The sequence below is a fragment of the Streptomyces phaeochromogenes genome (assembly GCF_001418655.1).
GTDB lineage: Bacteria > Actinomycetota > Actinomycetes > Streptomycetales > Streptomycetaceae > Streptomyces > Streptomyces phaeochromogenes.
The window spans coordinates 1-11336 of the sequence record NZ_LIQZ01000323.1 but is presented as its reverse complement, the minus strand read 5'-3'; the positions used below and the strand labels follow the sequence as shown (position 1 = coordinate 11336).

8 protein-coding genes and 1 pseudogene are annotated in these 11336 nt (G+C 72.0%); 2 read left to right on the top strand and 7 right to left on the bottom strand.

The window, feature by feature from the left end; all coding sequences use genetic code 11:
* Window positions 1-203 precede the first annotated feature (203 nt).
* From AOK17_RS35510 to AOK17_RS35495, 4 genes are all read right to left on the bottom strand, one after another.
* Window positions 204-1478 carry an RNA polymerase sigma factor gene (locus AOK17_RS35510; protein WP_055616713.1) on the bottom strand — a complete coding sequence of 425 codons (1275 nt, stop codon included), beginning with the start codon at window positions 1476-1478 and terminating at the stop codon, window positions 204-206.
* A complete protein-coding gene (locus tag AOK17_RS35505; protein ID WP_055616712.1) occupies window positions 1475-1816 on the bottom strand; it encodes a YciI family protein in 342 nt (113 codons plus the stop codon). Before AOK17_RS35505 ends, AOK17_RS35510 begins: the two co-directional genes overlap by 4 nt.
* A gap of 124 nt (window positions 1817-1940) precedes the next feature.
* On the bottom strand, window positions 1941-3191 hold the full coding sequence (locus tag AOK17_RS35500) for a cytochrome P450 family protein (RefSeq protein WP_425424662.1): 1251 nt from the start codon (window positions 3189-3191) through the stop codon (window positions 1941-1943).
* A gap of 113 nt (window positions 3192-3304) precedes the next feature.
* Complete coding sequence (locus AOK17_RS35495; protein WP_055616714.1) at window positions 3305-4492, bottom strand: flavin-dependent monooxygenase; 1188 nt, start codon at window positions 4490-4492, stop codon at window positions 3305-3307.
* A 405-nt stretch (window positions 4493-4897) separates the two neighbouring features.
* On the opposite strand from AOK17_RS35495, the gene rho reads away from it, so the two are divergent.
* Both rho and AOK17_RS49170 read left to right on the top strand, forming a co-directional pair.
* Window positions 4898-6040, top strand: coding sequence for a transcription termination factor Rho (gene rho / locus AOK17_RS35490; protein ID WP_055616711.1), 1143 nt, complete (start codon window positions 4898-4900; stop codon window positions 6038-6040).
* A gap of 125 nt (window positions 6041-6165) precedes the next feature.
* Window positions 6166-7005 (top strand): annotated as a pseudogene (locus AOK17_RS49170) (D-alanyl-D-alanine carboxypeptidase family protein); the annotation flags it as partial.
* A gap of 62 nt (window positions 7006-7067) precedes the next feature.
* Here the strand turns inward: AOK17_RS49170 and AOK17_RS35475 are convergent.
* The 3 genes from AOK17_RS35475 to AOK17_RS35465 all read right to left on the bottom strand — a co-directional run bounded on the left by AOK17_RS35475 (window position 7068) and on the right by AOK17_RS35465 (window position 10932).
* Complete coding sequence (locus AOK17_RS35475; protein ID WP_055616708.1) at window positions 7068-8465, bottom strand: glycosyltransferase 87 family protein; 1398 nt, start codon at window positions 8463-8465, stop codon at window positions 7068-7070.
* Window positions 8462-9868 carry a polyprenol phosphomannose-dependent alpha 1,6 mannosyltransferase MptB gene (gene mptB, locus AOK17_RS35470; RefSeq protein ID WP_055616707.1) on the bottom strand — a complete coding sequence of 469 codons (1407 nt, stop codon included), beginning with the start codon at window positions 9866-9868 and terminating at the stop codon, window positions 8462-8464. Before mptB ends, AOK17_RS35475 begins: the two co-directional genes overlap by 4 nt.
* A gap of 131 nt (window positions 9869-9999) precedes the next feature.
* Window positions 10000-10932, bottom strand: a complete 933-nt coding sequence (locus tag AOK17_RS35465; RefSeq protein WP_055616706.1) for a glutaminase — start codon at window positions 10930-10932, stop codon at window positions 10000-10002.
* Window positions 10933-11336: the final 404 nt, after the last annotated feature.

The following is an 11336-nucleotide window of genomic DNA, read 5'->3' as shown; positions in this document are numbered from 1 at the left end:
GGCCGCTGTCGGGGCCGGCGCCCGGGCTGTGATCGGCCGAGGGTTGCGCCGCGTGGAGTACGGGCCGTCGGCGGCGCGGTGACAGCAGGGCGAGGAGCTTGTCGGTCCGCCGGACGGAGGCGGCGGGCGGGGTGGTGGGGTCGGTGGTGGTCATCGGATCCTCCGGTGTCGTCGGGTGCTTTCACCCCACCGACGAACCACGCCTACGCCGATCGACACTCCGCGAGCCGCTTTTCCAGAAACCGCCGCTCGGCGTCGTTCTCCACCAGCTCCAGCGCCTTCTCGTACGCCTCGGCCGCTTCCCTCATGCGTCCCGAGCGCCGCAGGAGGTCCGCCCGGGTGGCGGGCAGCAGGTGGTACCCGGCCAGATCGCCCGCCTTCTCCAGCTCCGCCACCAGGGACAGACCGGCCTCGGGGCTCTCGGACATGCCGACGGCCACCGCGCGGTTCAGCCGGACGACGTCGGACGGCACGTGGCGGGCCAGCTCCCCGTACAGCGCGGCGATGTCGGCCCAGTCCGTCTCCTCGGCCGTGGCCGCGGTGACATGGCAGGCCGCGATGGCGGCCTGGATCTGGTACGGCCCGGGCCGCCCGCGGCGCAGCGCCGTCTCCAGCAGCGCGGCGCCCTCGTCGGCCTCCGCCCGGTCCCAGGCCGTACGGTCCTGGTCCTCCAGGGTGACCAGGTCACCGGCCGCGTCCACGCGGGTGTTCCGCCGGGCGTCGTGCAGCAGGAGGAGCGCGAGCAGGCCGAGGACCTCGGGCTCGTCGGGCATGAGCCGGGCCAGCACCCGGGCGAGCCGGAGGGCCTCGGCGCAGAGGTTCGTCCGCAGGAGATCGGCGCCGGACGTGGCCGCGTACCCCTCGTTGAACAGCAGGTACACCACGCCGAGCACGCCGGTCGTCCGCTCGGGCAGCAGATGCGCGGGCGGTACGCGGTACGGGATCCCGGCGTTGCGGATCTTCCGCTTGGCGCGCACGAGGCGTTGCGCCATCGTCGCCTCGGGGACGAGGAAGGCGCGGGCGATCTCGGGTGTGGTGAGGCCCGCAAGGGTGCGCAGGGTCAGGGCGACCCGGGCCTCGATGGGCAGCGCGGGATGGCAGCAGGTGAAGAGCAGCCTCAGCCGGTCGTCCGCCACCCCGCTGTCGTTGTCGAAGTCCGGGTCGTGCGGATCGAACGGTCCCCCGTCCCGTGCCAGCACCGCCACCTCCCGCAGTTTCGCCGCGCCCACGGCCTCCCGGCGCAGCACGTCCAGGGCGCGGTTGCGCGCGGTCGTGGTCAGCCAGGCGCCGGGGCGGCGCGGTACCCCGTCGCGCCGCCACCGGTCGAGGGCCTGGGTGAAGGCGTCCTGCGCGCACTCCTCGGCGAGGTCCCAGTCGCCGGTCACCCTGATCAGGGTGGCGACGACCTGGCCCCATTCATCTCGGAAGGCGGCGGCGACGGCCTCCTCGACGCCGTCCGCCCGCTCGTCCTCGTTCACTCCCAGACCGGCCGCACCTCCACCGAACCGCCGCCGAGCGCGGCGGGATGCCTGGACGCCAGCGCGATGGCCTCGTCGAGGTCGGCGACCTCGATGATGTCGAAGCCGGCAACATACTCCTTGGACTCCACGAACGGCCCGTCGCTGAGCAGGACCTCGTCGCCCTGGACGCGCACGGTGGTGGCGTCGGTGGCAGGCCGCAGCCGTGCACCGCCCTTCACCACTCCGCTGGTGCGCACCTCGTCGATGTACGAGGTGAAGCGGGGGTCGTCGGCGATCTCCTCGGGGCTGAGCTCCTCGCCGCCGACCGGGGTACAGATGAACATCACGTACTTCATGACCGGTCCTCCTGAGTTCCTCGGTTTCTGGTCCCTGCACCCCACCGACGAACGGACCGGCGCCGGATCGACACATCCCCATGATTCATCGACACATCGCCATGATCATTCGGGAGAGCCGACTTCACACCCGCGGTGACACCCGTACGGGAAGCGCCCGGACGCTGTTGCCCACGAAACTGGAGTGGCGGGCGAGGTCCGCCTCGGGCATGGCCAGGTCGAGCCCGGGGAAGCGGGCGAACAGCCGCTCCAGGGCGATGGTGGACTCCAGACGGGCCAGCGGGGCGCCTAGGCAGTAGTGGGCGCCGTGGCCGAGGGACAGATGCCGGGTGGTGCCGGGCCCGGCGGGCCTGGTGACGTCGAAGCGGTCGGCGTCGGGCCCGTGCGCGGCCCGGTCGCGCCCTGCAGCCGAGTAGCCGGAGAGGACGGGCGTGCCGCGAGGAATCACGGTCCCGTCGACGGTCAGGTCCCGCACGGGATAGCGGAAGGGGAAGTAGCTGACGGGCGCGTCCCAGCGCAGGGTCTCCTCGACCACGTCCGACCAGCTCGCCTCGCCGTTCGTGACCCGCTCCAGCTGGTCCGGGTGGCCGCACAGGGCGCGTACGGCGTTGGTGATGAGGTTCAGCGTGGTCTCGTGCCCGGCGATGATCATCAGCACCAGGGTGCCGATGAGTTCCTCGTGGGTGAGCCGGTCACCGCCCTCGTCACGGGCGGTGATCAGCGCGCTGGTGAGGTCGTCGCCCGGCCGCTCGGTGCGGTCGGCGACCACCGCGCCCAGCACGGCCACCAGCTCCTTGTTCGCGGCGAGGGCCTTGTCGGGCCGGATGTCGGTGGCGACGACCTGGTTGGAGAGGTGGTGCAGCCGGTCGCGGTACTCGGCGTCGACCCCGAGCAACTCCCCGATGACGCCCATCGGCAACGGCAGCGCGAAGTGCTCGCGCAGGTCCGCGACTCCCCCGCCCTGTTCGGCCGCGTGGTGCAGGTCGTCGAGCAGTCCGTCCGTCAACTCCTCGATCCGGGGCCGCAGTTGCTCGACCCGCCGGGCGGTGAACGCCTTGCTCACCAGCGAGCGCAGCCGCCGATGGTCGTCCCCGTCCGCGGTCGTCATCCCCCGTACGGTCGCGAAGGTCGCCAAGGGCCACCCCTTGGCTATCCGCCCCTCCCGCAGCGCGGTGAAGTGGCCTGCGTCCTTGGCGACTTCGGGGTGGGCGAGGAACTCCTTCAGCGCCTCGTGCCCGAGGACCGCCATGCCCTCCACACCGCCCGGCAGAACGACCGACGCGACGGCGCCTCGCGCGAGGAGGCGCGCGTTGTCGGCGTGCGGGCAGCCGCCGGCCGGGTCCATCCGGTGCGGTGGCGTGGCAGGGGTGCCCATGGCGGGGGTGTTCATGGCAGGGGTGTTCATGGCAGGGGTGCTGTCCAACCGAGTCTCCTGACCGTCGTCGTTGCCGTCGCCCTCGCCGCCGTCCGCCACGGTCACCGTCCCCGTCACAGGAAGGGCGTTCCCGGGTCGACTCCCGACAGGACGCGGCCGTAGATCTCCAGGTTGGTGGCCGGGTTCATGAAGGAGTGCAGGGACAGGGCGTTGATGTCGCGGGCGATGCGCTGCATGGGCACCTCCCGCTGGAGCGAGGAGGCGCCGGCGGCGGAGGCGAGCAGATCGACGGCCTCCTTGCAGAGGCGGGTCAGATAGCCGCTCTCGGCCCGGATCCTGGCCCGCTCCGCCAAGGTGTACTCGGCTCCGTCACGGGCCTTGGTCTCGATCTCGGCGGTCAGCCGGGCGGCCACCAGTTCGGCGCTGGAGATCTTCATCTGCGCCTCGGCCGCCTGGAGATGGGTGACGGTGGCCTCGTTCTGCCGCTCGTAGAAGGTGTACGTGATGCCGCGCCGGTGGATGCGCTCGCCGAACTCCGTCATCGCCGCCCGGGCCAGGCCCAGTGCCACCGGCGCGGCCCAGGCACAGAACAACAGCAGCACGGGCATGCGGTAGAAGGGGTCGTCCGCGTTCGCCTTGGAGGGGATCTGCCCGGCGAGCATCGGACCGACCGGAAGCACGCGATGAGCGGGGACGGGAATGTTCCGGGCCACGACGGTGTTGCTGCCAGTACCGGCGAGACCTGTGACATGCCAGTCGTCCAGGATCTCCAGCTCGGACATCGGCACCGCTGCCCAGATCATTTCGGGCGGCCCTTCCGGCGGCGAACCGTCGGCGGGCGTTACGGCGGCCGTCAGCAGATGCCAGTCCGCGTGATGACAGCCGGTCGCGAAGGCCGAGGCGCCGTCCACCCGATAGCCACCGTCGTACGGCACCGCCGTGGCGCCGGGTATGAGCGTGCCGCCGATCCTCGCGTCGGGTCCGCTCAGGCCGGTGAAGAAGTCGTCCTGCGCCTCGTCGGGAAAGAGCGCCGCGATGTACGAGACCCCCGCCTGACTCAGTGTCATCCACGCCGTGGAGCCGCACTCGACGGCGATCTCGGCGAAGGCGTCGACCTGTGTGCGCAGCGGGGTCTGGTAACCGCCGTAGCGGCGCGGGACGTTCATCCGGTGTATGCCGGTGCCGTTCAGCGCGGCGGCGACCTCGTCGGGCACGCGCCGTTCCCGCTCGGCCAGAAGCGCGTTCCGCCGGATCAACGGCCGCAGTTCCCTTACGCGTTCGACGATCCCGGCATCGACCATGCCGACCACCGTGGCGCGAGGCATCTCCCGTGTCAACGCCCTGGGATCCGGCCATCCGGCCCTCGCCGGAGGGAGTAGTGCTACAGTGCCATCAGCACTTGTGTACGCCCCTTTCTCGGGCGCCGGTGCCGAAGTACCTCTCATCCAGCTGAACCGCCCGTCCCTTCCGACCGGCGAAGCAGCTTCTTTGCACCACCTCTCCTCGTACAGGCACAACGCGTACGAGCCCTGCGACTCCTACGACGTGTCCGGCCACGGGATTCCCCGTCCGCCGTACACGGCATGGCACGGCGCGGCACGAGAGGTGATGTCTCCGCCGAGCCGGGGTGTGTCCATACCGCCCCCGATCCGGCCTCTCCCCCATCCCTCATGACCACATGAACCGTCCGCGAAAGGACACCCACCATGACCACCACACTCGAACGCCCGCCCACTCCCGTCACACAGGAGCAGGCCACCGGCGTACTCGACATCACCTCGAACGGGCAGGGCCACCTACGCGCCCAGAGCCTGCTTCCCGGGCCCTCCGACCTTCAGGTCTCCTCCGCGCTGATCCGCCGACACGGACTGCGCAAGGGCGACCTCGTCGAAGGCGTACGCGGCAAGCAGCGGGCCCTCACCGAGGTCCAGCGGGTCAACGGCCTGCCTGCAGCACAGCTGCGTGGACGCCCGCACTTCCATGACCTGACCCCGCTGCACCCGCGTGAGCGGCTGTGGCTCGAACACCCGGCGGGCGGTGCGACCACCCGCCTCATCGACCTGGTCGCGCCGATCGGCAAGGGCCAGCGCGGCCTGATCGTCGCCCCGCCCAAGACCGGCAAGACCGTGCTGCTCCAGCAGATGGCCGCCGCCGTCGCCGGCAACCACCCCGAGGCCCATCTGATGGTGGTACTCCTCGACGAGCGGCCCGAGGAGGTCACCGACATGCGCCGTTCCGTACGGGGTGAGGTGCTCGCCTCCACCTTCGACCAGGCTCCGAAGCAGCACATCGCGCTCGCGGAGCTGGCCGTGGAGCGCGCCAAGCGGCTGGTCGAGGCCGGCCAGGACGTCGTGATCCTCCTCGACTCGCTGACCCGGCTGTGCCGGGCGCACAACAACGCGGCCGCCACCAGTGGCCGCACCCTCAGCGGCGGTGTCGACGCGGCAGCGCTGCACGGGCCCAAGCGGTTCTTCGGAGCCGCGCGCCTCACCGAGGAGGCCGGCTCGCTCACGATCATCGCCACCGCCCTCGTGGAGACCGGCTCCCGCGCCGACGACTACTACTTCGAGGAGCTCAAGAGCACCGGCAACATGGAGCTCCGCCTGGACCGCGGCCTCGCGTCCCGACGGGTCTTCCCCGCCGTCGACATCACCCCGTCCGGCACCCGCCGCGAGGAACTCCTCGTCCCGGCCGCCGAGTTGGGGGCCGTACGCGGTCTGCGGCGCGCCCTGCTCTCCCGCGGGGACCCGCAGGCCGGACTGGAGACACTCCTGGACAAGCTGCGCCGGACCCCGGACAACGCGACGTTCCTGCGGCAGGTCCAGCCGACCGTGCCCACGGGCCAGTAGGGATGGACCTCGCGGGCCCGCCCCGGACCGGGCGGGTCCAGGGACGCTGCGGCATCCGGGTGCTCGATGCCGCCGCCCGGCCCGGGCAGCCGGGGATGTGACCTGCGTGTTCCTAGGTTGGCAGTATGACAATCGGACTTCCTTCGCGTGCGGCCGTCTGCTGCTCCGCCGCCTGTGTGGTGGGCGCGCTGGCCTTCGCGCCGAAAACGGCCGCCGCCCACGACGGAGCCGCCCCGGCCACCCCTCATGTCTCCGCGTCGAAACCCGCCACCGCGCGGCCCTCGACGCTGGACCGGCCCGGGACCCAGGTACGGCCCCGGGCCGGGGCGCCCAAAGTGCCGCAGGACGTCTCCGCGCGGTCGTGGGTGGTGGCCGACGCCGGCACCGGCGAGGTGCTCGCGGCACACAACGCCCATCTCAAGCTGCCGCCCGCCAGCACGTTGAAGACCCTCTTCGCGCTGACCGTGCTACCGGTGCTGCCCGCGGCGGTCCGGCACACCGTCACGGAGGAGGAACTGGCGGGCGTCGGCCCCGGCAGCAGTCGGGTCGGCATCGCCGCGGGGCGTACCTACAGCGCCGCCGACCTGTGGCGGGGCGTCTTCCTCAACTCCGGCAACGACGCGGTGCACGTACTGGCCGAGATGAACGGCGGCTGGCGCAGCACGGCCGCACAGATGCAGGCCAAGGCCAGGTCCCTGGGCGCCCGCGACACGCGGGTCGTCTCGCCGGACGGGTACGACACGCCGGGCCAGGTGTCGTCCGCGTACGACCTGGCCGTGTTCGGGCGGGCCGGGCTGCGCAACGCGGACTTCGCACGGTACGCCGCCACCGTCCGCGCCAAGTTCCCTGCCGGAGGCTGGTCTTTCGAGATCCAGAACACCAACCGGCTGCTCACCGGCGCCGACGGCGTCGCGCCCTACCGGGGGCTCGTCGGCGTCAAGAACGGCTACACCTCCCAGGCGGGCAACACACTCGTCGCCGCCGCACGCCGGGACGGGCGCACCCTCGTCGTCACGGTGATGGCTCCTCAGGCGGGCGGCTTCGCCGTGTACGAGGAGGCGCGCTCGCTGCTCGACTGGGGCTTCGGGGCCGCCGGGCGTGTCGAACCGGTGGGCTCGCTCCTGCCGCCGCGCCGCGTGTCCACGGCGGGACCGACGGCAGTGCCCGCGGCCATGGCGGCCGAGGACGGCTCCGTCGGCTGGCTGGGGGAGGCGGGAACCCTCGCGGGCGCCGCCGGACTGGGCGCGGGTGCCGTGTCGCTGGTCCTGCGCCTCCACGGCGGGCGGTTCACCCGTGCCTGACCGACGGGCAGCCCGAGGAGCAGGCCGAGGGTGATCCACACGTATGTGTTGCTGCCGACGAAGCCGTCGATGCCGGACGCGTCGTCGAACCACAGCCACACCACACTGCTGCACAACAGGACGTACAGGCCGCCCGAGATCCACAGCAGCCGCCTGCGCCTGAGTCCCTCCCCGAAGAGGATCGCGAGCGACGGCAGCAGCCAGACGAGGTGATGCACCCAGGTGATCGGGCTGAGGAGACAGGCGGCGAGCCCGGTGAGCGCGAAGGCGCCGAGGAGGTCGTCCGCGGCCAGTGCCCGGCGCGCCCGCCACACCCACACGCCGAGCACGGCCACCGCCGCCAACGCCCAGGCGGCGCGGCTCGGTTCGGCGGGGTCGGCGAGCCGGGCCAGTACGCCTTGCAGCGACTGGTTGGAGACGTAGTCGAGGCGGCCGATGCGGCTGGTGTCCCAGACCGCCTCGGTCCAGTAGAAGCGGGAGGCGTCGGGCATGACCCAGGCCGTGAGCGCGGTGGCGGTCGCGGCGACGCCCACCGCGGTTCCGGCGGCTCGCGGACGTCTGGCGAGCAGCAGCAGGACGATGAAGATCGCGGGCGTCAGCTTGATCGCGGCTGCGAGCCCGATCCCGACGCCCGCCCAGCGCGTACGGCCCGTCGACAGCAGCCAGGCGTCACCGAGGACGAGGGCCAGCAGCACGAGGTTGACCTGGCCGAAGCTGAAGGTGTCGCGGACCGGTTCGAGAAGGGCGAGCAGACAGACCGTGACGGCGAGCCCGAACCAGCCGTGCCGGCGCAGCCTCTCCCCCGCCAGGACGTGCAGGACGAAGGCCGTCGCGGCGAGGTTGAGCAGCAGCCCCACGGCGATCGCCGCGTGCAGTCCGAACAGCGCCATCGGCAGCATGCTGACCGCGGCGAACGGCGGATACGTGAAGCCGTACGCCGTCCCCGGCACCCGGTAGTCGTAGACGCTGCCGCCGTGGTGGATCCAGGCGTCGACGGCCCCGTGGTAGACCCGCAGGTCGAACCAGTCCCGCAGGAGCGGCACGGTCGCGGTGAACACGGCCACGGCGGTGGCGAGGGCGAGCACGAAGAGCAGCCGCCCGCGGTCTGTGCCGGTCAGCCTCATGCGGTCCGCCCCAGGACGGGCGCGGTCGTCGCCTGGTGCGCCTGCCAGAGCACGACCAGCGCGAGCATCCCGCCGGACACCGCCAGGGCCAGCTGCTCGGCATCCGGCGGACCGCCGCTGGGCAGCACCGCGAGCGCGAGGGCCCCCGTCACGGCCGCGACCCGGTGGCGTACGGAGGTGCTGGGCGCCGCCGCGGCGATGAGGAACAGCCCCCACAGCGCGTACCAGGGGCGGATGGCCGGGCCGAGCACGGCCACCGCCGCCAGGCTGAGGCCCAGCGCGTATACGGGGCCGAGGCGGGGGCTGCGCAGCCATATGGCGAGTACGGCGACGGCGGTGGCCACGAGGCCGAGGGCGTGCCAGGCGGGCAGCGCGAAGGGAGCGAGGTCGCTGCCCAGGCCCTGGAGAAGGGCACCGGTGGCACGGCCGAGGATGCTCGTGGGCGACAGGTTCTCCGGCGACACGGGCGTCTTGAGGGCACCTATCCAGCCGTATCCCGTACCGGCGGCGGCCGTTGCGGCGACGGTCGTGGCCACCGCGGCGGCCACGGTCGTGGCGATGGCTCTCGCCATGCTCCGGCCGGTCCGCACCTGGAGGGCCACGACGGCCGCGAGGCCGAGCAGGGCAGGGACCTTGACGAGGGCGGCGAGCGTGACGAGCACGGCGCCCAGGACGGGCCACCGGCCGAGTGCCGCCACCAGTCCCGCGCCCAGCAGGCCGAGCATGATGGCGTCGTTGTGCGCTCCGGCGACTAGGTGCAGCAGCACGAGCGGGTTGAGCGCGCCGAGCCACAGCGCGGCGGCCGGGTCGGCGCCGCTGTGTCTGGCCAGCCGCGGCAGCGCCGCCGCCATCAGCGCCACGCCGAGCAGCGCGACGACCCGCATCCCGAACAGCCCTGCGGGCACCTCGCCCCGGGTCAGCCCGGACAGCGCGGAGGAGACCGCGAGGAAGACAGGTCCGTACGGTGTCGCGGTCCGCTGCCACACGGGGGCGACCTCGTCCGCGAGCGGGCCGCCGAGTATCGCCGGGCCGTGCGTGTAGACGTCGATGTGCGCGTCGACCATCGCGCCCTGGGCGAGATAGCTGTAGACGTCACGGCTGAAGAGAGGTGGCGCGAGGAGCAACGGCGTTGCCCATACGCCGAGTACGACCAGGAGTGCCCGCGGGCTCGGCGGCTCGGGCCCTCGGATCACGCGTCCCAGCAGGGCCCAGGCCGCTATGAGCAGCACCACTCCGAAGTACACGCCGACCAGCCCGAGCGCCGCCCGTCCGGACGCGAGGGCCGGCAACTCCCTTACGGGCAGTGCTCCGGCCGTCTCGCCTCCCAGCGCGAGGACGACCGAGCCCGTGAGCCCGAGCAGTTGACAGCGACGCAGATCGACGGAGAAACCCTTGGCCAACACTCGGTCAGCGTGTCAACGCGGGGTGGCCGGAGAGCGACGCCTCTCCCTCTGAGCGGCAGCCGGAGCATGTCCGCCGTCTGACCGGACGGCGGACGGCCCTTCGCAGCGGGTGGACGTTCCCGGAGAACCGGCTAGAACACGGACACGCCCGTGAGGGTCGTGAAGCGGTCCAGGGCTGTTACTCCCGCCACCGAGTTGCCCCGCTCGTCCAGGCCGGGGCTCCAGACGCAGAGCGTGCAGCGGCCGGGGACGACGGCGATGATGCCGCCGCCGACGCCGCTCTTGCCCGGCAGGCCCACGCGGTAGGCGAAGTCGCCCGCCGCGTCGTACGTCCCGCAGGTGAGCATGATCGCGTTGACCTGTTTGGCCTGGCTCTGGGTCAGCAGGCGGCTGCCGTCGGAGCGGATGCCGTGGCGGGCGAGGAAGCCGGTGGCCAGGGCGAGGTCGGCGCAGGATGCCTCGATGGAGCACTGGTGGAAGTACTGGTCCAGGAGGACCGGGACCGGGTTCTCGATGTTTCCGTACGAGGCCATGAAGTGGCCCAGTGCGGCGTTGCGGTCGCCTCGGGTGGCTTCGGAGGCCGCGACGTCCTTGTTGATGGCGAGTTGTTCGTTGCCGCTCTCCGCGCGGAGGAAGTCGAGGAGGGTGCCTGCGGCGTCGCCGGTCCTGGTGTGGAGGCGGTCTGTGACGACGAGGGCGCCGGCGTTGATGAACGGGTTGCGGGGGATGCCGTTCTCGTACTCCAGCTGTACGAGGGAGTTGAAGGGGTTGCCGGAGGGTTCGCGGCCTACGTGTTCCCAGAGTTCGTCGCCCTCCCTGGCCAGGTCCAGGGCGAGGGTGAAAACCTTGGTGATGGACTGCGTCGAGAACGGCTGCCGCCAGTCGCCGACGCCGTACACCGTGCCGTCCAGCTCCGCGACCGCCATGCCGAACCTGTGCGGGTCGCATGCCGCGAGCGCGGGGATGTAGTCGGCCGGGCGGCCTCGGTCGGGGGCGTCCGCGATCTCTTGGGCGATTCGCTGCAGGACCGGGTGGAAGGTCAGGGGCGAGCTCATGATCACCATTGTGACGGTTCGCTCCGCGGGGTTGGGTGGGGCTGGGGTGCGCGGTTCCTCGCGCCCCTGAAAGATGCGCCCGCCTTTGGGTGGTTGGGTCGGGGCCGCGACGGGGCATCCGATCGCAGCTGTGTCATCCGGTACCTACTGGTTGCCCATCAGAGGTCGTGCTGCGATCGGAAACCCCGACGCGACCCCTTCGTCCGAAGGGCGGCTGCCGGAAGGGTGGGGGGCCACTTGCGATCCTTCAGGGGCGCGGGGAACGGCGCAGTCTTTTGCCTTTAGGGGCGCGAGGAACCGCGCACCCAGCCACGACCCACCCGCACCTACGCACCCACCTCAGCCACGCTCATCAGGGGCGCGGGGAACGGCGCAATCTTTTCTCTTTTAGGGGCGCGGGGAACTGTGCGGCC

What these genes read in the sequence shown, in the direction of transcription:
- AOK17_RS35505 (WP_055616712.1), bottom strand. Translation starts at nt 1,816, where the DNA reads ATGAAGTACGTGATGTTCATCTGTACCCCGGTCGGCGGCGAGGAGCTC.
- AOK17_RS35500 (WP_425424662.1), bottom strand. Translation starts at nt 3,191, where the DNA reads ATGGGCACCCCTGCCACGCCACCGCACCGGATGGACCCGGCCGGCGGC.
- AOK17_RS35495 (WP_055616714.1), bottom strand. Translation starts at nt 4,492, where the DNA reads ATGGTCGATGCCGGGATCGTCGAACGCGTAAGGGAACTGCGGCCGTTG.
- rho (WP_055616711.1), top strand. Translation starts at nt 4,898, where the DNA reads ATGACCACCACACTCGAACGCCCGCCCACTCCCGTCACACAGGAGCAG.
- AOK17_RS35475 (WP_055616708.1), bottom strand. Translation starts at nt 8,465, where the DNA reads ATGAGGCTGACCGGCACAGACCGCGGGCGGCTGCTCTTCGTGCTCGCC.
- AOK17_RS35465 (WP_055616706.1), bottom strand. Translation starts at nt 10,932, where the DNA reads ATGGTGATCATGAGCTCGCCCCTGACCTTCCACCCGGTCCTGCAGCGA.